Source organism: Rhodococcus sp. ZPP, from assembly GCF_017656075.1.
In the GTDB taxonomy this organism is placed as follows: Bacteria; Actinomycetota; Actinomycetes; order Mycobacteriales; family Mycobacteriaceae; genus Rhodococcus_F; species Rhodococcus_F oxybenzonivorans.
Genome location: NZ_CP058638.1, coordinates 6,411,706 through 6,430,978 on the forward strand (window position 1 = coordinate 6,411,706; position 19,273 = coordinate 6,430,978).

Below are 19,273 nucleotides of genomic sequence, written 5' to 3' on the forward strand. Positions count from 1 at the left end.
ATGGCCGACGCCCACAGTCCCGAGTGCTGCTCGCTACTGCAGTGTGGAGATGTGAACATCGCCGATACGTTACGGTGTTACACACGATGTCTATCCGTAATCCTCTGTCGCGTGACGACAGCACGCCGAGCGTCGACGACGCCATTCTCGACGCAGCACGTTCCTGCATCCTCGACTTCGGGTTGCGCAGAACCACCCTGGCCGAGGTCGCACGCCGGGCGGGGGTCAGCCGACCGACGGTCTACCGCCGTTGGGCGGACACCCGGGCGGTGGTCGCCGACCTCATGACGCGCGAGATCGCCGACCTCACCCCGGCATTCACACTCGCCGAGCCGGTTTTCGACCAACTCGTCGACGCTGTCGTCGACGTCTCCGCGGCGGTGCGACATCATCCACTTTTCGTCAAGATTCTGCGCTCGGATCAGGACCTCTTCACGACGTATGTCCTCGAGCGCCTGGGAACCAGCCAGAAAGCGATCATCGACCGGGTGGCACTCGCCGTGGTTGCCGGCCAGCGACAGAACTCCGTGCGCGCCGGCGACAGTCGCCACATCGCCACCATGGTGCTGCTCATCGCACAGTCCGCGGTCCAGTCAGCGGCAATGGTCGCCGAGGAACTACCCGACGATGCGCTTACCGAAGAGCTGCGCCGGGCGATCGGTGCCTATCTTGAACCACGGAACCACGAGAGCGCTGGAGGACTTCGGTGACCGACGGAATTGCGTCTCACTCCTCGGCGCTCCATGCCGACCGCAGGACGCGCGAACTGCACCAGCTGGCAGACGACGGGCGCATCGACGTACTCGTGATCGGTGGCGGCGTGACCGGCGCCGGTGTGGCCCTCGATGCCGCGACGCGGGGGTTGAATGTCGTGCTCGTCGAGAAACGCGACCTCGCGTTCGGAACCAGCAGGTGGAGTTCCAAGCTCGTACACGGGGGATTGCGCTACCTGGCGTCGGGCAACGTCGGTATCGCACGTGAAAGTGCGATCGAACGGGGGATTCTGATGACCCGGACGGCCCCGCACCTCGTCCGGGCACTGCCGCAGCTGGTTCCCGTCCTCGACTCCACCACCGTGTTCGGCAAGACCCTGGTTCGCGCGGGTTTCCTCGCGGGCGACATCTTGCGCGCCGGGGCACACACGTCGCCGACCGTCCTGCCGAGGTCGCGGACGGTGCGTCCCGACCGTGTGGCCGAGCTCGCCCCAGCAGTGCGCAGGCAGGGGTTGCGAGGCGGTCTCATCGCGTTCGACGGCCAGCTCGTCGACGACGCCCGACTCGTGATCGGTCTCGCCCGTACGGCGGCGATGCACGGCGCGAAAATTCTCACACGGACGGGCGCGTACAAGGTGACCGGCACGTCGGCCACACTGCGTGACGAGTTGACCGGGTCGGAAATGGTGATCGAGGCGCGCACGGTGATCAACGCGGCGGGGGTCTGGTCGGGGGAGATCGACCCCGACATCAGTCTCAGGCCGAGTCGTGGCACGCACCTCGTGTTGTCCGCAGGCCGCCTCGGCAATCCCACCGCCGCGCTGACCGTGCCGATCCCGGGGGCGTCCAATCGTTTCGTCTTCGCGTTGCCGGCCCAATTGGGAAGGGTGTACCTGGGTTTGACGGACGAGGCGGCACCCGGGCCTGTGCCCGACATCCCGGCCGCGTCCGAGGAGGAGATCGACTTCCTGCTGGCCACGGTCAACACTGCTTTGGAGAACCCGCTGGGACGCTCCGATGTTCTGGGTACCTTCGCTGGTCTGCGCCCCCTCCTCCACACCGGCGACGGCTCGACGGCCGACCTGTCTCGTAACCACGCGGTCCTGCATTCCAGCACGGGACTCGTCAGCGTGGTCGGTGGCAAACTGACCACCTACCGCAAGATGGCGGAAGACGCGGTCGACGCCGTCGTCGAGCTCGCAGGACTGCAGGCGGGTCCCTGCCGCACTCGCGCACTGCCGCTCGTCGGTGCGGCCTCCCCGGACGCCCTGCAAAACGTGGCCGCGCCGCCGTCGCTGATCGCCCGCTACGGGACCGAAGCCGCGCTCGTCGCCGCCGACCCGGCCATGCTGGCGCCGATTGCGGACGGGTTGGACGTCAGCCGTGCCGAACTCGACTTCGGGGTCTCGCACGAGGGCGCGCTCGACGTGGATGATCTCCTCGACCGGCGTACCCGGATCGGGCTCGTCGCCGCCGACCGGGCGCGGGCGCTGGGCGCTGCCGAATCGGCGTTCGAGACTCGGTGACGACGGCCGTGTGACACCCTGTGCTCGTGCGAGTCGCTGTGGTCGCCGGGCCGGATCCCGGACATGCCTTTCCTGCCCTTGCCTTGTGCCTGGCATTCATCGAGGCGGGCGACGAACCGGTCCTGTTCACCGGCACCCGCTGGATCGAGCCGGCACGGGCAGCCGGAGTGCCCACCGAAATGCTGAGGGGCCTGGCACCACGGCCCATCGACGACGATCTCGACGCAGGTGCGCGCATCCACGGACGGGCCGCGCACATCTCCACCGAACTCCTGCCCGACCTGCGCGCGATGAACCCTGACCTGGTGGTCTCCGACATCCTCACCGCGGGCGGTGGAATGGCCGCCGAGCGGTTGGGAATCCCCTGGATCGAACTGTCACCGCATCCGCTCTACGCACCGTCGAAGGGATTGCCGCCGATAGGTAGTGGTCTCGCTCCCGGTACCGGTGTCCGCGGCCGGATTCGCGACACGCTCATGCGGGCCGCGACGGCACGATCGATCCGGCAGGGTGAGCGGCAGCGTGCGCAGGCGCGCGTCAGTGTCGGGCTGCCGAGCAAGGACCCGGGGCCCGTGCGCCGACTTGTCGCCACCCTCCCTGCGCTCGAGGTGCCGCGACCCGATTGGCCTGCGGAGACGTATGTGGTCGGCCCGCTGTTGTGGGAACCGACCGACGACGTGCTACCGGTCCCCGAGGGCAGTGATCCGCTGGTCATGGTTGCGCCGTCCACCGCCTTCACCGGCGCCGAAGGCATGCTCGAGACCACCCTCAGCGGACTCGAGGGAGCCGGAGTACGGGTGATCGCCTCGATTCTGGAGGGAGCGCCGACGACGGTCCCGGCCTGGGCGCGCGCCGGGCTCGGACGGCAGGATGTCATGCTGCAGCAGGCCGACGTCGTCGTCTGCGGGGGTGGCCACGGGATGCTCGCAAAGGCGCTGCTTACAGGAGTCCCGGTGGTGGTGGTGCCCGGAGGCGGCGATCAATGGGAACTGGCCAACCGTGCCGTCCGGCAGGGGAGCGCCGTCATCGTTCGACCACCGAGCCCGAATGCTCTTCGTGCCGCGGTGGAACAGGTGCTGTCCCACGCGGCATTCGCCGAGGCGGCACAACGGGCCGCGAAAACCATCGCCGAAGTCGATGATCCCGTCGAAGTGTGCCGTGGAGCGCTGCGATGACAACCCTCGCCGCGCGCGTCCGCTAGCGTGGAAACGTGCGACTGACCGAATTTCACCAACTGGTCCGCGACGAGTTCGGACAGATGCGCGGCGACGCACTGCTCGTCGACCACGTCCTCCTCGGCCTCGGTGGCAAAACCGCCGCCGAAGCCATCGAGGAAGGCCGCGAACCACGGGAAGTGTGGCGAGAACTCTGCGCCGAATTCGACGTCCCCCCGCAGCGTAGATGAGCGGCACCGCCGCGGCGTAGATGAGCGGCACCGCCGCGGCGTAGATGAGCTGCACCGCTGCCTGATCAGGCGGCCGGCAATCTGGGCGGCGTGTCGGACCCCCGATCGCGACAATCGAACACACGTTCCCCTATGCTGGAGATGTTCGGTGGTCACGGTTCTTGTCGGTACCTGGATCTAACCTGACCGCAGAGCACAGACGAACTCGAGAATGGGGACCGACGATGGCACCACAAGCACACGATCGCGACAAGGCGCTCGACCTGGCGCTTGCGCAGATCGACAAGAACTTCGGCAAGGGCTCGGTGATGCGCCTGGGCGAAGGTGTGCGTCAGCCCATCGCTGTCATCCCGACCGGTTCCATCGCGTTGGACGTGGCCCTCGGCATCGGCGGCCTGCCCCGTGGCCGAGTCATCGAGATCTACGGCCCGGAGTCGTCGGGTAAGACGACGGTCGCTCTGCATGCGGTCGCCAATGCCCAGGCTGCCGGCGGCATCGCCGCGTTCATCGACGCCGAGCACGCTCTCGATCCCGACTATGCCCAGAAGCTCGGTGTCGACACCGATGCCCTGCTGGTGTCGCAGCCCGACACCGGTGAGCAGGCACTCGAAATCGCCGACATGCTGATCCGTTCCGGCGCCCTCGACATTCTCGTGATCGACTCGGTGGCGGCGCTCGTCCCCCGTGCCGAGATCGAAGGCGAAATGGGCGACAGCCACGTGGGTTTGCAGGCCCGTCTGATGAGCCAGGCGCTGCGCAAGATGACTGGTGCGCTCAGCAATTCGGGCACCACCGCCATCTTCATCAACCAGCTGCGTGAGAAGATCGGCGTCATGTTCGGTTCCCCCGAAACGACCACGGGCGGTAAAGCGCTGAAGTTCTACTCCTCGGTGCGCCTGGATGTTCGGCGTATCGAGACCCTCAAGGACGGCACGGACGCGGTCGGTAACCGCACGCGCGTCAAGGTCGTCAAGAACAAGGTGGCCCCGCCGTTCAAGCAGGCAGAGTTCGACATCCTCTACGGGCTCGGAATCAGCAAGGAAGGCTCGCTGATCGACATGGGCGTCGAGCACGGGTTCATCCGCAAGTCCGGATCCTGGTACACGTACGAAGGCGACCAGTTGGGGCAGGGTAAAGAAAATGCCCGAAAGTTCTTGCTGGAGAACACCGACATCCGGGACGAGATCGAGAAGAAGATCAAGGAAAAGCTTGGGATCGGGGCCGACGTGACCGCTGTGACGGACGACGCTGCCCCGGTCGACTTCTAGGGAAGCGACCGTGCGTCCGACGGGCGAAGGTGGGACGGAGACGCAGGCCAAGGAATTGTGCCTGCGTCTCCTCACGGATCGTGCCCGAAGCAGAGCGGAACTGTCCGAGCGGCTCGCGAAGAAGGGCTACTCGGCCGATATCTCCGAACGTGTACTCGATCGCCTCAGCGAAGTCGGATTGGTCAATGACGCCGACTTCGCCCAGCAGTGGGTCCAGTCGCGGCACACCTACTCCGGCAAAGGCAAGCGGGCGCTTGCCATGGAATTGCGCCGCAAAGGCATCGGCCAGGAGCACGCCAGCGAGGCGCTCGCACAGATCGACAGCGAAGACGAACGCGAACGGGCCACAGAACTGGTCGCGAAGAAGCTGCGGACGCTTTCGGTCGACGACCGCGACCGGGCAGTTCGACGCCTCGTGTCGATGCTTGCCCGCCGGGGCTTTTCACAGGGAATGGCATTCGAGGTGGTCAAAGAACAGCTCGATCACCTCGGCGACGACACCGACGGAATGTTCGACGACGGGTGAGCCCCGCAGCATTCCGGGAGTAGCGGCAGGGTGGGACGGCGTTCCGCCCTGCCGCTCCACATCACAGTCTCTTGTCGGTAATGTCCAGTCCCGGAACCGAGACCGCAGGGACGACCCCGATGTCCGCAGGGGGGATCGCTCCACCCTTGCGGCCGGAACGCAGTCGCTTCTCCACTCGGGTCGCCACCACGGTCAGTGTCGAGTTGAGCGCAATCATGATGATGGCCACGACGATCAACGCGGGCAGGTAGTTGCCGTAGAAGGCGCCGAGTTGCTGCCCCGAGCGCACCACCTCCACGTACCCGATGAGGTAACCGAGGGCGGAGTCCTTCAAAGCCACCACCATCTGCGAGATGATGGCCGGCAGCATCGCGGTGACGGCCTGCGGAAGAAGGATCGTCCGCATGATCTGGCCTTTGCGCATACCCAGGGCCATCGCCGCCTCACTTTGCCCCTTGGGGAGTGATTTGATCCCTGCGCGCACGATTTCGGCGATCACCGAACCGTTGTAGAGAGTGAGACCCACGATGACGGCGGCGAGGGCCAGATACTTCGACTTGAAGACCTCGTATTCGGCGAAGAGCTGGTACGAGAAGATCATCAGGATCAGCACCGGGATGGAACGGAAAAGTTCCACGATCCCGCCGGCAATCCACCGAATCGGCCGATGATCCGACAGTCGGCCGATACCGAGAATCGCGCCGAGAATCAACGCGAACACGATCGACACGGCTGCAGCCACGAGCGTTCCGCGGATGCCGGGAATCAGATACGTGGTCCACGACGTCGACTCGACGAAGGGATTCCACTTCGCGGACGTCAGCTGTCCCTTGTCGTCGAGCGCTGCGAAGACGAGGTAACCGATGCCGAGGAGGACGACGGCCACCGCCACGGAGATCAAGCGGTAGGTGTTCCGCGCGCGGGGTCCGGGGGCGTCGTAGAGGACAGTGGCGGAATTGCTCATCGTGCAACCTCGAATCGCTTGCTCAGGTAGCCGAACAAAAGGCCCATTGGCAGTGTGAGAACCACGAATCCGAGGGCGAAGATGCCACCGACGACGAAGATTGCGGCCTCGTTCTCGATCATCTCCTTCATGAGAAGTGACGCCTCGGCGACGCCGATCACCGAGGCGATCGTGGTGTTCTTGGTCAAGGCGATGAGGACGCTACCCAGGGGCGCGGTCACGGCGCGGAAAGCCTGGGGCAGCACGATCAGGCGCAGATTCTGGGAGAACGTGAGGCCGAGTGATCGTCCGGCCTCGGCCTGCCCGACGTGCACGGTGTTGATACCGGACCGGAGTGACTCACAGACGAAGGCTGCGGTGTAGATGCTCAAACCCAGAACGGCGAGACGAAAGTTGTTCTCGGTGAAGAAGGTCGGTGACTGTTCGGGGGCGAGAGTGACGCCCATCGTCTGAAAGAGCCCGAACGAACAGAAGATGATGATGAGCGTCAGGGGAGTGTTCCGGAAGATTGTCACGTACGCGGCGCCGACGCCGCGTGCGACGGGAATCGGCGACACCCGCATCGCGGCGAGGATGGTGCCGAGTATCAGCGCGCCGATGGCCGAGAAGGCGGTGAGTTGCACCGTCGTCCAGAAGGCGTCGATCAGCTGATCGCTGTACTTGCTCAGTAGGTCCACTTACCGTCTCCCGAGATCCCGGTGGTTGGAGTCGAACCGTGTCGGACGGCCCGCCGAAGCGAGGCCGTCCGACACGGAGAGAAAATACTCAGTAACGATCGACGGTCGGCGGTGCAGGCAGCGGGTAGCCGGAAGCTCCGACGGTGTCGTTGAATGCGGTCTGCCACGAACCGTCCGCGATCATCGCGTCGATGGCGTCGTTGATCTTGCCGCGGGTTTCGTCGTCGCCCTTGGCGAGGCCGATCCCGTACCGCTCCTCGGTGAAGGGTTCACCGACCACCTTCAGCTCACCCGGGTACTGGGCGGCGTAACCGGCCAGGATGATGTCGTCGGTGGTCACGGCGTCGACCGCGCCGTTACGCAGGGCCTCGACACAGGCGGAGTAGGTGTCGAACTCCTGCAGCTGCACATCCTGGGCGTACTGGTCCTTGACCTTCTGCGCGGGAGTGGAACCGGTGACCGAGCACAGCTTCTTTCCACCACGCAGCGAATCGGGGCCCGTGATGTCGGTGTTCTCCGACTTCACCAGAAGTGACTGTCCGGCAATGAAGTATGGTCCCGCAAAGTCGACCTTTTCCTTGCGGGCGTCCGTGATCGAGTAGGTGGCGACGATGTAGTCGACCTCACCGTTCTGGATAAGGGTCTCGCGCTGTGCGGACGGCGACTCCTTGAACTCGATGTTCTCGGGTGCGACGCCAAGCTTGCCGGCCACGTATTCGGCCACCTCGACGTCGAAGCCGCTGAAGCTTCCGTCGGGGTTCCGCTGTCCGAGACCGGGCTGGTCGAACTTGATGCCCACGGTCAACTTGCCCTCGGATGCACTCTGGGAAGCGCTCTTCTCCTCACCTCCGCCGCAGCCGGACGCGACGACGGCGACCGCCATGACGCCGATTCCCCAACGAATCGCGCGATTGATCCTCATCGAGTTCCTCTCCATAGAAATAACGGGTTGAGACAGGGCAGTCCACCGAAGCCCGCGAGCGGATGACCGCCCGCGGCCCTCGACTGGATCAGTGGCTGAGAATCTTGCCGAGAAAGTCCTTCGCGCGCTCCGATTCGGGAGCGGTGAAGAAGGTGCTGGGATCGGAGTCTTCGACGATCTGGCCGTCGGCCATGAACAGGACGCGATCACCGGCCTTGCGGGCGAACCCCATCTCGTGGGTGACCACGAGCATCGTCATGCCTTCCTTGGCGAGCGAGGTCATGACGTCGAGGACCTCGTTGACCATTTCGGGGTCGAGTGCGGAGGTGGGCTCGTCGAACAGCATCACCTTCGGATTCATGGCGAGGGCACGCGCTATCGCTACGCGCTGCTGCTGTCCACCCGACAGCTGAGCGGGGTACTTGTCCGCCTGATTCGCAATACCGACCCGTTCGAGCAGTTGGCGAGCGGTGGCCTTCGCATCCGCGGTGCTCTTCTTCCGGACCTTCATCGGAGCGAGCATCACGTTCTCGAGAATTGTCTTGTGGGCGAACAGGTTGAAGGATTGGAACACCATGCCCACGTCGGCGCGGAGCGCTGCCAGAGCCTTGCCCTCGGCGGGCAGGACCTTGCCGTCCACTGCGATGACCCCGGAGTCGATCGGCTCCAGGCGGTTGATGGTGCGGCAGAGCGTCGACTTCCCGGAACCTGAGGGTCCGAGGACGATCACGACCTGCCCGCGCGGAACTTCGAGGTCGATGTCCTGAAGAACATGGAGGGCGCCGAAGTGCTTGTTCACCGATTGCATCGAGATCATGGACGTGGCCGCACCCGTCGGGGGTGTCGGCGTCGCGTCGTCGGCTTGCGTCATAGTCGAAGACCCTATGTGGTGGAAGCGGCAGTCTCGACATTTACTCCGAGAATCCTCGGGATGTCACGGAAACTTTACTGCCGGGTGCCGACGGGGTGTCGTGGTGCACAGCGGCCCCGACGAGGCGATTTGTCGAGGCCCGTACCCTGGGAACGTGGACACGATCGACCAGAACTCTCAGCGCAGCTACGAGGTGCGCACCTACGGCTGCCAGATGAACGTGCACGACTCCGAGCGCCTGTCGGGTCTGCTCGAGGACGCCGGGTACACCAAGGCGGCCACCGGGCAGACGCCCGACCTCGTGGTGTTCAACACGTGCGCGGTGCGCGAGAACGCCGACAACAAGCTGTACGGCAATCTGAGTCATCTCGCGCCTGCGAAGGAGAAGAACCCCGACATGCAGATCGCGGTCGGTGGTTGCCTGGCCCAGAAGGACCGCGATGTCGTCGTGAAGAAGGCGCCGTGGGTGGACGTCGTGTTCGGAACCCACAACATCGGGTCGCTGCCTGCGCTGCTGGACCGGGCGCGTCACAACCAGCGAGCCGAGGTCGAGATCCTCGACGCCCTCGAGGCGTTCCCGTCCACGCTGCCCGCGAAGCGAGAGTCGGCGTATGCCGGGTGGGTGTCCATCTCGGTGGGCTGCAACAACACCTGCACGTTCTGCATCGTGCCCGCCCTTCGTGGCAAGGAAGTCGACCGCAGGCCCGGCGACATTCTCGCCGAGGTTCAGGCTCTCGTGAACGAGGGCGTCCTCGAAGTGACCCTCCTCGGCCAGAACGTCAACGCCTATGGCGTGTCCTTCGCCGACCCGGAGCAGCCGCGCGATCGGGGGGCGTTCGCCTCACTGCTGCGCGCATGCGGCGAGATCGACGGACTCGAGCGGATCCGGTTCACGTCGCCGCACCCGGCCGAATTCACCGACGACGTCATCGAGGCCATGGCGGAAACTCCGGCGGTCTGCCCGCAACTGCACATGCCGCTGCAGTCCGGCTCCGACCGCGTGCTGAAGGCGATGCGGCGTTCGTACCGGACGACGCGGTTTCTGGGCATCATCGAGAAGGTCCGCACTGCGATGCCGCACGCGGCGATCACCACCGACATCATCGTCGGTTTCCCCGGTGAGACCGAGGAAGACTTTCAAGGCACACTCGACGTCGTCCGGCAGGCCCGGTTCACCAGTGCCTTCACCTTCCAGTACTCCAAGCGTCCGGGCACGCCCGCCGCCGACATGGAGGGTCAGCTCCCCAAAGCTCTTGTTCAGGAACGGTACGAGCGTCTCATTGCGCTTCAGGAGGAGATCACGCTCGAGGAGAATCGGAAGCTGGTCGGTGCCGAGGTGGAACTCCTCGTCGCTGCCGGTGAGGGTCGCAAGAACGCGGAAACGCTGCGGATGAGCGGACGCGCCCGCGACGGCAGGCTCGTCCATTTCCGTCCCGAGGGCAACATCGACGGCAACATCCGGCCCGGCGATGTCGTCACCCTGGTGGTGAGCGCGGCGGCCCCGCACCACCTGGTCGCCGACACCCCGGTCCTCACCCACCGTCGCACCCGCGCCGGTGACTCCTTCGAGAAGGGCGTCACGCCCAAGACTCCGCCTATCGGTGTCGGGCTCGGACTCCCGCAGATCGGTGCACCGGCACCACTACCCGCTCAGATGGGATGCAGCGCATGACCTCCTCGCACGACGACGATCGCACCAGCGGGGACAACGGTCCGAGCGGCGGGAGCGATCCGATCGAGAGCTATCTGAAAGATTTCGACGCGGCCGAGAAGAAGGTCGCCGGTGAGATCGACCCGGGAGTGCGGGCGCTGGTCGTCGCGATCGCTGTCGTGATTCTGCTGGGGTCCCTGACCTTGCCGCATTCCGGTGTCGCGAACGGCTGGGAGGTGTTGGTCTACGGGGACGATGCCCGCGCAGAAGTCATCACTTTGCCGTCGCGACTGTTCGTCTGGTTCGAAGTGGTGTTCGGCGTCGTCGCGTCGATGCTGGCGCTGATCACGCGCCGTTGGGCACTGGCCTGGGTTGCGCTCGCGGGAACGGCCGTGTCGATCGTCTTCGGGATGCTCGCCATCTGGACCCGCCAGACTCCGGCGCCGGGTGTCGAGGCGGCGGGTCCGGGTATCGGCCTGATCATCGGCTGGCTGACCGTGATCGTACTGACCTTCCACTGGCTGAAAGTCGTGTGGAGCAGGACGGCGTTGCAGCTGGCCGCAGAAGAGGAACGCCGCGCCGCTGCCGCCGAAGCGGAGCGACGCGGCGACTGGAACGTCTGACGACGCCGTTCTCGGGACTTACTGTCCGCTGACGGCGCCCTCCGCGGCCTCGGCCCATTCACGCCACTGCTGCGCCTGAGCGAGTGCGCTTTCGGCGTCCTTGGTCTTACCGGCCGCGGTCGCCTTGGCGGCCTGTTCCTCGAACTGGCTGACGCGTTCGCGGAACTGCGCTGCCCGGGCGAGAGCCTCCGGATCGGTGCGTCGCCACTGTTCGTCGGCGGCGTCGCGCACGCGCTTCTCGATGGCCCGCAACTTGCCCTCGAGGTCGTGCATCCGCTCGCGGGGCACCTTGCCGATGGCATCCCACTTCTCCTGCAAGTCGCGTAGTGCGGCTCGGGCAGCGTCGATGTCCTTGGTGGGATCGATGTGTCCGGCGGACTTCAGCAGCTCCTCCTTCGCGACCGCATTCTCCTCGAACTCGGCGTCGCGTTCGGAGGATGCGGCGTTGCGCGCGGCGAAGAACATGTCCTGAGCGCCCTTGAACCGCTTCCACAGTGCGTCATCGGCTTCGCGAGGAGCGCGGCCGGCGGCCTTCCATTCGGCGAGGAGATCACGGAACGCCCCGGCGGTGGGTCCCCAATCGGTGGAGTCGGCAAGGGCTTCGGCGCGGGCGACGAGCTCTTCCTTCTTCGTCTTCGCCGCCGCACGTTCGCGATCGAGTTCGGCGAAGTGCGCGCCGCGGCGTCGGTTGAATGCCTCGCGCGCCTTGGAGTAACGCTTCCACAGCGCATCGTCGACCTTCCGGTCGATTCCGCGAATGGTTTTCCACTCTTCCAGGATTTCGCGGAGGCGATCGCCCGCGGCCTTCCACTGCGTGGATTCCGCGCCGATCCGCTCGGCCTCGGCGGCCAGCTCCTCCTTGCGTTCGGTATGTGCCTGCCGCGACTTTTCCTTCTCGTGTTTCGCGTGCGCGGCGGCTTCGTCCGAGCCGGCGATGACGGCATCGAGTCGGGCAGCGAGCGATTCGATGTCACCGATCACCGCTGCGGTCGGCAACGACTCGGCGAGGGCGATCGCCGCGGCCTTGGTCTTCTTCGCGTCTCCGGCTCCGGAGTTGAGCCGGGCCTCGAGGAGGGCCACCTCGGTGGCGAGGTCGTCGAATCGCCGACCGAAATGGGCCAGCCCCTCGGCAGCGTCACCGGCCTGCCACGAACCGATCTGCCGTTCACCGTCGGCGGTCTTGACCCACGCGGTGCCGTCGTCGTCCACCCGGCCGAACTTGCTGGGGTCGCTCCCGGGCGGGGCTGCGACGGCGGGGGCGGAGAGTGCATGCTTCGGCGTGGGGCCCGGTTTGGGTGCACCCGGTTTCGCGGCGCCCGGTTTAGGGACACTCGGCTTCGGCGTGTCGTGCTGCTCGGCGGCAGGCTCCACGGCGGGCTGTGCGTCGCTACTGTCGGTCATCGCTTCCTCATCTCTGCCGCGCGTCACGGCTGCCTGAACGCATTACCGGCTCCATACCGACCCGGCAGGGCTGGTTCCATTGAACCCGGTACGGGGTCTGGGGACTATTGAATCAGGTCAGACGGGCACCGTTGGTACCGAACGAGTGCAGGCGCCGAATCGGATGTCGGGTCCGTTCGGGCGGTCGACTAGCGTGACGCGTGTGTTCACCGCCGCAATTCTCGTGCCCTCACCGCCGCTTCTGGTCCCTGAACTGGCGGGCGCGGCGGCAGCAGAGACGGCATCGTTGAGGGACGCGGTGGCGGTGGCCGTTAAGGCGTTGTCGGCGCTCTCCTCCGAGTGGGTTGCGGTAGGTGCGGGCGCCACCACCGTCGATGTACCTTCCGAGGCGCAGGGCACGTACCTGGGCTACGGGGTCGACGTCCGGGTCACGCTGCGGCCCGGACACGCCGAGAATCCGGACCCGGAGCTACCTCTTGCGGCACTGACAGCCGGATGGATACGCGGAACCTGGGCGCCGGACGCGGTGGTCGACGCCCGCATATTGGCCGCCGACCTGCCGGTCGAGCGGTGCGCCGAGTACGGCGCGGCACTGCGGGAGTTCCTCGACCGAGACGACGAGCCCCGCGGCCTCATGATTGTCGCGGACGGGGCCAACACCCTGACCGCGAAGGCGCCCGGTGCGTTCGACCCGCGAGCGGAGGGAGTACAGGCCCGAGTCGATGCGGCGCTCGAGTCGGGCGACCGCGACGCTCTTCTCGCCCTCGAACCGGGGCTGTGCAACCAACTGGGGCTCGGTGGACGGGTTCCGTGGCAGGTGCTCGCCGGCGTGTTCGACGCGCCCCCTTCCTCGTGCCGGACGCTCTACAGCGCGGCGCCGTATGGAGTGGCGTATCACGTGGGGGAGTGGCGTCCATGACGTCGCCGGTTCCAGTAGCGGTCGTCGGGCCCACGGCCACCGGGAAATCGGAGCTTGCCCTCGACCTTGCCGAACGGTGGGGCGGGGAGATCGTCAACATCGACGCGATGCAGCTCTATCGCGGCATGGACATCGGGACCGCGAAACTGGCACCCCACGAGCGACGCGGCATCGTGCACCACCAACTCGACGTGCTCGACGTGACCGAGACCGCCACGGTGGCGAACTACCAACGGGCTGCGGTCCGTGACGTGGAGGCGATCGCGGCGCGCGGCGCCGTCCCCATCGTCGTCGGCGGATCGATGATGTATGTGCAGTCCCTGCTCGACGAGTGGAGCTTTCCGGCCACCGACCCTTCGGTGCGCGCCCGGTGGGAAGCCGTCCTCGCCGAGCACGGTGTCGCCGCAGTACATGCGGAGCTGAGCAGGGTGGATCCTGATGCCGCCGCATCCATCCTTCCGACCGACGGCAGACGTCTGGTGCGGGCCCTCGAGGTCGTCGAAATTACCGGTCGGCCGTTCGCGGCGTCTGCGCCCCGCATCGGTGAACCACGCTGGGGCACAAGAATTGTCGGTGTCGACCGGGACACCGCGGAACTCGATCAACGCATCGGACTCCGGACCGAGCTGATGTTCGATCGCGGTCTCGTGGAGGAGGTGCGCGGTCTGATCGACGTGGGCCTGCGGGAAGGGGTGACCGCGCCGCGCGCCATCGGCTACGCACAGGTACTCGCGTGGATCGACGGGAAGTACGACTTGGACGAGGCCCGGGAGCGCACGTTCATCGGGACTCGTCGCTATGTGCGCCGTCAGCGGTCGTGGTTCCGCCGGGACACGCGTATCCGCTGGGTCGACGGCAGCGATCCACACCTCGCCGACACGACCGTCCGAATGCTGCAACAACCGCCGACACCGGGAGAACGATGAGCCGCACGCCGTCCGGACGGAACCGCCCGACCTCGAATCTCCTGGTCACCGCCCGCAATGCCCGCTTCCAGCAGTGGCAGTCCTACCTCACCAACCGCAGCAAACGCTCGAAAGCGGGCCGCTTCCTGATTCAGGGTGTGCGCCCCCTCACGCTGGCGCTCGACTACGAGTGGCCGATCGAATCGCTGCTGTACCGCATCGACGGCCCACCCCTGTCGGAGTGGGCCCGCGACGTACGCGGCGCCCGGTCGATCGAACAGATCGGTGTCAGTGCCGAACTGATGGGGGAGTTGGGCGAGAAGGCCGACACCGCCCCGGAACTGATCGCCGTGGCGAAGATCCGCGCACCGCGACTGAAAGATCTGGAGCTGCAGGCGAGTCCGTTGATCGTGGTCTTCGACCGGCCGAGCTCGCCGGGCAACCTCGGCACTCTTGTCCGGTCCGCCAACGCATTCGGTGCCGACGCGGTAATCGTGGTGGGCCACGGCGCCGACCCGTTCGACCCGCAGAGCGTGCGCGCCTCCACCGGTTCGCTCTTTGCGATGCCGGTCGTCACCGTGTCCTCCGTCGACGACGTCCTCGCCTTCCGGGACACACGTCGAGCGGCCGGCACCGATCTGCACATCGTGGGAACGGACGAGACAGGTTCCGTCACGATCGACGCCCACGACTTCACCGGAGGCACGGTTCTGGTGATCGGCAACGAGACTCGTGGCATGAGCGCCGCGTGGCGAGCGGCCTGCGACACCGTGGTCAACATTCCCATCGGCGGCGCCGCCAGTTCGCTCGGTGCACCTTCGGCCGGTGCCGTTGCCCTCTATGAGATCGCCCGGCAGCGACGATGAGCGGCCGCGGACAAGCGCGGTCCGGGTGGACGCGCACCTCGGTTGGATAAGGTGGGACCCATGGACTTCAGCAAGGGGCACGGAACCGAGAACGACTTCGTCGTCCTTCCCGATCTCGACGTGCGCCTCGACCTGACGGTGCCGCGGGTGAAGGCACTGTGCGATCGCCGGCGCGGACTCGGCGCCGACGGCGTCCTGCGGGTCGCCAAGGCGGGCGCGCTCGCCGAGGCCGGTGTCCTCGCCGACCTGCCCGACGGAACATCCGCCGACGACTGGTTCATGGACTACCGCAACGCGGACGGTTCTCTCGCCGAGATGTGTGGCAACGGCGTCCGGGTTTTTGCCCACTACCTTCTGTCCACCGGACTCGAGACACGCGACGAGTTCGTGGTCGGGAGTCGTGCCGGGGGTAAGCCTGTTGTCGTTCACTCGGCCGCGGGTCCGCTCGGTGAGGTGACCGTCGACATGGGAAAGGTTCGCGACCTCGGATCGAGCGCTGCCACCCTCGACGGCAAAGTGTTCAACGGAATCGGCATCGACGTCGGAAATCCGCATCTGGCGTGCGTCGACCCCCACCTCACCGCCGCATCACTCTCCGCGCTCGACCTGACCGCCGCGCCCGGCTTCGACCCCGGCTTCTTCCCGCACGGCGTCAACGTCGAGATCCTCACCCGCATCGATTCCGGTGCAGTCGACATGCGGGTCCACGAGCGCGGGGTCGGGGAAACACGCTCTTGCGGGACCGGAACGGTCGCCGCGGCAACAGCTGCTCTGCGTCACGAGGGCGCCGACTCGGGGGAGGTCATCGTCCGCATTCCCGGTGGTCAGGTCATTGTTTCGCTGTCCGACGGCCGGGCGACCCTGCGCGGGCCGTCCGTCCTGGTGGCGTCGGGCACTGTCGACGATTCGTGGTGGAACGCGCTCACCTGATCGCCCTGCGCGAAATGGACGTGCGCACCCTCGACATTCCGTGGGATCATGAGGGTGTATGACGAAATCACATCGCACAGAAGAATCGCCGATCTCGGACTCCGGTGAGTTCGCCCACGACGATGGGCGGCCCTCGGTCGGCGAGATGCAACTCGAGGATCGCAGCGCGCTGCGCCGAGTTGCCGGCCTGTCCACCGAACTCACCGACGTCACCGAGGTCGAGTACCGACAACTCCGACTCGAACGCGTGGTCCTGGTCGGTGTCTGGACTCAGGGCACCGCAGCGCAGGCCGAGTCGAGCATGGCCGAACTGGCCGCTCTCGCGGAGACCGCGGGATCCGAGGTCCTCGAAGGCCTCGTGCAGCGGCGGGACAAGCCTGATGCCGCCACCTACATCGGCTCGGGTAAAGCGCAGGAGCTGCGCGAGGTCGTCTTGTCCACCGGGGCGGACACCGTCATCTGCGACGGTGAACTCACTCCTGCGCAGCTCACCGCACTGGAGAAGGTCGTCAAGGTCAAGGTCATCGACAGGACGGCCCTGATCCTCGACATCTTCGCCCAGCACGCCACGTCCCGAGAGGGCAAGGCCCAGGTGGCGCTGGCCCAGATGGAATACATGTTGCCGCGACTGCGCGGCTGGGGTGAGTCCATGTCCCGGCAGGCCGGTGGTCGCGCCGGCAGCAACGGTGGTGTGGGTCTGCGCGGACCGGGTGAGACCAAGATCGAGACCGACCGGCGTCGCATCCGTGAGCGGATGGCGAAGCTGCGGCGCGAGATCAAGGGTATGAAGGCCGCCCGCGACACCAAGCGCACCCGGCGCCTGCGCAGTGAGGTGCCGTCGATCGCCATCGTCGGTTACACCAACGCCGGAAAGTCGAGTTTGCTCAACGCGCTCACCGGCTCCGGGGTGCTCGTGCAGAACGCCCTGTTCGCCACCCTCGACCCGACCACCCGTCGGGCTGCGCTCGACGACGGCCGCGAGTACATCCTCACCGACACCGTCGGTTTCGTGCGGCACCTGCCCACACAGTTGATCGAGGCCTTCCGGTCCACACTCGAGGAGGTGACGGATGCGGATCTTCTGCTGCACGTGGTGGACGGGTCCGACCCGTTGCCGCTCGACCAGATCCGCGCAGTCCATGCCGTGATCACCGAGGTGATCCGGGAGAACGACGCGCCGGCGCCGCCCGAACTCATCGTGGTGAACAAGATCGACGCAGCCGATCCGGTCACGTTGACCCAGCTGCGCGGACTGTTACCCGGTTCGGCGTTCGTCTCCGCCCGCACGGGTGAGGGAATCGCCGAACTGCGGACACAGCTCGACGAGGTGCTGCTCAGACCCGAGATCGAGGTCAACGTGCGTCTCCCGTATTCGCGGGGCGATCTCATGGCCCGGATCCACTCCGACGGACAGATCCTCGAATCCTCGCACGAGGAGGACGGCACGTTGATCCACGCGCGTGTGCCGCAGGCCTTGGCGTCGGCGCTGCTCCAGTACGCCGGCAGTGCCTGAACGGTCCCGGTGGTTCACTGCGGGAGCGGTCGCAGTCGTGGCCGTCTGTGCACCCCTGGTGGCTACCGGGTCGGGTTCGGCGCAGCCGATCCTGGGTGATCAGATCACCGTGGAAGCGTCCGACTTCGAACCGTTCTGCACCCCGCACACAGTCGATCCGGGGTCGATCCCCGACGAAGCGTCGCTCGACGAGTTGTCCGGACTGGTGTCGGTGGGGGGCCGGTCCTACGCGGTCGGTGACAGCGGCTCCGATCGTGCTGTCGCGGACCTGGACGACTCCTGCGGCGTCACCGGCTGGCTGTCGGTGCCCGTCGATCCCTACGACGTCGAGGATCTGGCAACCGGCCCGGACGGGCGTCTGTGGCTGGCCGACATCGGCGACAACGGTCGCAAGCGGGAGACGGTCGCGCTGATCGGAATGGACCGCGCGACCGGGGCGGGGCAAGTGCACCGGCTCACGTATCCGGATGGCGCCCACGACGCCGAGACGGTGCTGGTCCAGCGTGACGGCACACCGCTGATCGTGACTAAGGAGGTCTTCGGGCCCGGCATCGTGTACCGGCCTGCGGGAGGACTCTCTGTCGACGCCTTGGCCAGTCCCGGGCCGACCCCGCTCGAGAGGGTGGGGTCACTCGACGTCGCGGAACCGAACGGCGCCGGCAATGCGACCACGGGCGCAGGCACCACGGCCCCGGCGGTGTATTCCACCATGTTCACCGGAGGTGCGGTATCCGCGGACGGAACCGTTGCGGCGGTGCGCAGTTACTCCGACGTGTTCCTGTTCGCCGCCCCGGATGGTGATGTCGCGGCGGCTTTGGCCGCGGGTCCCACCGTCCGGGTACACCTGCCTGCGCAGCCGCAAGGTGAAGCGGTGGCGTTCACCGAGGACGGGGATCTTCTCGTTGCCTCCGAGGCGCGGGACGGTCCCATACCCCCGGTTCAGGTACTCCGCGGGGCGGTGGCGATGGCGCAGGATCACGCCTCTTCCGAAGCGGTGTCCGATGAGGAGAAGAGTTCCTCCGCCGGGCTGTCGATCGGAGTGGGGGCAGTCGCGTTGTGCGGGCTCATCGCGGTCGTGGCCTACGCGTGTCTTCGTCGCACCCGCTGAATAGGTGCGGCGTGAGGGCCGGTCGCCCAGAAATAGCCTCGATCGCAACAATGTTCTGAAGGGCGTGTCGATTCTGCTGCGTCCCGTTCGTCGTCATGGTGTACGGCAACCGTGCCGGAACGACAAGAGGAGTCGAACATGAAGTACATGATGCTGATCAACGCCGCTTCGGCGGATGCGGCCTCCCAGTGCACCGTCGAGGACTGGATGGTCTACGACAAGCAGATCACCGAGGCAGGCATCGTGGTCGCGAGCGAGTCGCTGGCCGATCTGACCACCGCTACGACGGTGCGCGTCGGGCCCGCCGGCGACCGGTCGATCACCACGGACGGGCCCTTCGCCGAGACCCGCGAGGTTCTGGGCGGCTTCTATGTCATCGACGTGCCGGTCCTCGACGTCGCGCTCGATTGGGCGGCCCGCTGTCCCGGCGCACGCGGGGGCGGTTCCGTTGTGGTGCGGCCGATCGCGGACTTCGGGGTCTGACC

General features: G+C 66.4%; 20 protein-coding genes. 15 read left to right on the forward strand and 5 right to left on the reverse strand.

What is annotated here, in order from left to right:
* The first annotated feature begins 86 nt into the window (after window positions 1-86).
* The 6 genes from HYG77_RS29575 (at window position 87) to recX (ending at window position 5,438) form a co-directional block, all read left to right on the forward strand.
* A complete protein-coding gene (locus HYG77_RS29575; protein ID WP_109330764.1) occupies window positions 87-710 on the forward strand; it encodes a TetR/AcrR family transcriptional regulator in 624 nt (207 codons plus the stop codon).
* A complete protein-coding gene (locus HYG77_RS29580) occupies window positions 707-2,239 on the forward strand; it encodes a glycerol-3-phosphate dehydrogenase/oxidase (protein ID WP_244373308.1) in 1,533 nt (510 codons plus the stop codon). Before HYG77_RS29575 ends, HYG77_RS29580 begins: the two co-directional genes overlap by 4 nt.
* A 26-nt stretch (window positions 2,240-2,265) precedes the next feature.
* Window positions 2,266-3,414 carry a nucleotide disphospho-sugar-binding domain-containing protein gene (locus HYG77_RS29585; protein ID WP_208961375.1) on the forward strand — a complete coding sequence of 383 codons (1,149 nt, stop codon included), beginning with the start codon at window positions 2,266-2,268 and terminating at the stop codon, window positions 3,412-3,414.
* Window positions 3,415-3,449: 35 nt separating this feature from the next.
* Window positions 3,450-3,644 carry a DUF3046 domain-containing protein gene (locus HYG77_RS29590; RefSeq protein WP_109330762.1) on the forward strand — a complete coding sequence of 65 codons (195 nt, stop codon included), beginning with the start codon at window positions 3,450-3,452 and terminating at the stop codon, window positions 3,642-3,644.
* Between the two features lie 224 nt (window positions 3,645-3,868).
* Window positions 3,869-4,912: a recombinase RecA gene (recA, locus tag HYG77_RS29595; RefSeq protein ID WP_109330760.1), complete on the forward strand. Its 1,044-nt coding sequence runs from the start codon at window positions 3,869-3,871 to the stop codon at window positions 4,910-4,912.
* Between the two features lie 10 nt (window positions 4,913-4,922).
* Window positions 4,923-5,438 carry a recombination regulator RecX gene (gene recX, locus HYG77_RS29600; RefSeq protein ID WP_230989875.1) on the forward strand — a complete coding sequence of 172 codons (516 nt, stop codon included), beginning with the start codon at window positions 4,923-4,925 and terminating at the stop codon, window positions 5,436-5,438.
* 61 nt (window positions 5,439-5,499) lie between these two features.
* Here the strand turns inward: recX and HYG77_RS29605 are convergent, their stop codons facing one another.
* From HYG77_RS29605 to HYG77_RS29620, 4 genes are all read right to left on the reverse strand, one after another.
* On the reverse strand, window positions 5,500-6,402 hold the full coding sequence (locus HYG77_RS29605; RefSeq protein ID WP_109330757.1) for an amino acid ABC transporter permease: 903 nt from the start codon (window positions 6,400-6,402) through the stop codon (window positions 5,500-5,502).
* Window positions 6,399-7,079: an amino acid ABC transporter permease gene (locus tag HYG77_RS29610; protein WP_109330755.1), complete on the reverse strand. Its 681-nt coding sequence runs from the start codon at window positions 7,077-7,079 to the stop codon at window positions 6,399-6,401. The genes HYG77_RS29605 and HYG77_RS29610 overlap by 4 nt, the downstream gene beginning before the upstream one ends.
* Before the next feature lie 88 nt (window positions 7,080-7,167).
* Window positions 7,168-8,001, reverse strand: a complete 834-nt coding sequence (locus tag HYG77_RS29615; protein WP_109330753.1) for a glutamate ABC transporter substrate-binding protein — start codon at window positions 7,999-8,001, stop codon at window positions 7,168-7,170.
* A gap of 88 nt (window positions 8,002-8,089) precedes the next feature.
* A complete protein-coding gene (locus HYG77_RS29620; protein ID WP_109335165.1) occupies window positions 8,090-8,818 on the reverse strand; it encodes an amino acid ABC transporter ATP-binding protein in 729 nt (242 codons plus the stop codon).
* A 208-nt stretch (window positions 8,819-9,026) separates the two neighbouring features.
* On the opposite strand from HYG77_RS29620, the gene miaB reads away from it, so the two are divergent.
* Window positions 9,027-10,544 carry a tRNA (N6-isopentenyl adenosine(37)-C2)-methylthiotransferase MiaB gene (gene miaB, locus HYG77_RS29625; protein WP_208961376.1) on the forward strand — a complete coding sequence of 506 codons (1,518 nt, stop codon included), beginning with the start codon at window positions 9,027-9,029 and terminating at the stop codon, window positions 10,542-10,544.
* Window positions 10,541-11,146 (forward strand): hypothetical protein, encoded by a 606-nt coding sequence (locus HYG77_RS29630; protein ID WP_109330749.1) that lies wholly within the window; start codon window positions 10,541-10,543, stop codon window positions 11,144-11,146. Before miaB ends, HYG77_RS29630 begins: the two co-directional genes overlap by 4 nt.
* Before the next feature lie 18 nt (window positions 11,147-11,164).
* Here the strand turns inward: HYG77_RS29630 and HYG77_RS29635 are convergent, their stop codons facing one another.
* Window positions 11,165-12,547: a DUF349 domain-containing protein gene (locus tag HYG77_RS29635; RefSeq protein ID WP_208961377.1), complete on the reverse strand. Its 1,383-nt coding sequence runs from the start codon at window positions 12,545-12,547 to the stop codon at window positions 11,165-11,167.
* A gap of 202 nt (window positions 12,548-12,749) precedes the next feature.
* Between HYG77_RS29635 and HYG77_RS29640 the strand changes: the two genes are divergently transcribed.
* From HYG77_RS29640 to HYG77_RS29670, 7 genes are all read left to right on the forward strand, one after another.
* Entirely contained in the window at window positions 12,750-13,466 is a 717-nt protein-coding gene (locus tag HYG77_RS29640; RefSeq protein ID WP_208961378.1) for a class III extradiol dioxygenase subunit B-like domain-containing protein, read from the forward strand.
* Window positions 13,463-14,392: a tRNA (adenosine(37)-N6)-dimethylallyltransferase MiaA gene (miaA, locus tag HYG77_RS29645; RefSeq protein WP_208961379.1), complete on the forward strand. Its 930-nt coding sequence runs from the start codon at window positions 13,463-13,465 to the stop codon at window positions 14,390-14,392. The genes HYG77_RS29640 and miaA overlap by 4 nt, the downstream gene beginning before the upstream one ends.
* The gene (locus HYG77_RS29650; protein ID WP_208961380.1) at window positions 14,389-15,237 is read left to right on the forward strand and encodes a TrmH family RNA methyltransferase; all 849 of its coding nucleotides are present in this window, start codon (window positions 14,389-14,391) and stop codon (window positions 15,235-15,237) included. Before miaA ends, HYG77_RS29650 begins: the two co-directional genes overlap by 4 nt.
* Before the next feature lie 60 nt (window positions 15,238-15,297).
* On the forward strand, window positions 15,298-16,167 hold the full coding sequence (gene dapF, locus HYG77_RS29655; protein ID WP_109330741.1) for a diaminopimelate epimerase: 870 nt from the start codon (window positions 15,298-15,300) through the stop codon (window positions 16,165-16,167).
* Between the two features lie 58 nt (window positions 16,168-16,225).
* Window positions 16,226-17,680 carry a GTPase HflX gene (gene hflX, locus HYG77_RS29660; protein WP_109330739.1) on the forward strand — a complete coding sequence of 485 codons (1,455 nt, stop codon included), beginning with the start codon at window positions 16,226-16,228 and terminating at the stop codon, window positions 17,678-17,680.
* Complete coding sequence (locus HYG77_RS29665; protein WP_208961381.1) at window positions 17,673-18,788, forward strand: hypothetical protein; 1,116 nt, start codon at window positions 17,673-17,675, stop codon at window positions 18,786-18,788. The genes hflX and HYG77_RS29665 overlap by 8 nt, the downstream gene beginning before the upstream one ends.
* A gap of 138 nt (window positions 18,789-18,926) precedes the next feature.
* Complete coding sequence (locus HYG77_RS29670) at window positions 18,927-19,271, forward strand: YciI family protein (RefSeq protein ID WP_208961382.1); 345 nt, start codon at window positions 18,927-18,929, stop codon at window positions 19,269-19,271.
* Window positions 19,272-19,273: the final 2 nt, after the last annotated feature.

Bases quoted from the DNA above. Each gene is read 5' to 3' on its own strand.
- HYG77_RS29620 (WP_109335165.1), bottom strand. From the start codon at position 8,818: ATGATCTCGATGCAATCGGTGAACAAGCACTTCGGCGCCCTCCATGTT.
- HYG77_RS29650 (WP_208961380.1), top strand. From the start codon at position 14,389: ATGAGCCGCACGCCGTCCGGACGGAACCGCCCGACCTCGAATCTCCTG.
- recA (WP_109330760.1), top strand. From the start codon at position 3,869: ATGGCACCACAAGCACACGATCGCGACAAGGCGCTCGACCTGGCGCTT.
- hflX (WP_109330739.1), top strand. From the start codon at position 16,226: ATGACGAAATCACATCGCACAGAAGAATCGCCGATCTCGGACTCCGGT.
- HYG77_RS29635 (WP_208961377.1), bottom strand. From the start codon at position 12,547: ATGACCGACAGTAGCGACGCACAGCCCGCCGTGGAGCCTGCCGCCGAG.
- HYG77_RS29670 (WP_208961382.1), top strand. From the start codon at position 18,927: ATGAAGTACATGATGCTGATCAACGCCGCTTCGGCGGATGCGGCCTCC.
- HYG77_RS29615 (WP_109330753.1), bottom strand. From the start codon at position 8,001: ATGAGGATCAATCGCGCGATTCGTTGGGGAATCGGCGTCATGGCGGTC.
- HYG77_RS29575 (WP_109330764.1), top strand. From the start codon at position 87: ATGTCTATCCGTAATCCTCTGTCGCGTGACGACAGCACGCCGAGCGTC.
- miaA (WP_208961379.1), top strand. From the start codon at position 13,463: ATGACGTCGCCGGTTCCAGTAGCGGTCGTCGGGCCCACGGCCACCGGG.
- HYG77_RS29630 (WP_109330749.1), top strand. From the start codon at position 10,541: ATGACCTCCTCGCACGACGACGATCGCACCAGCGGGGACAACGGTCCG.
- HYG77_RS29605 (WP_109330757.1), bottom strand. From the start codon at position 6,402: ATGAGCAATTCCGCCACTGTCCTCTACGACGCCCCCGGACCCCGCGCG.
- dapF (WP_109330741.1), top strand. From the start codon at position 15,298: ATGGACTTCAGCAAGGGGCACGGAACCGAGAACGACTTCGTCGTCCTT.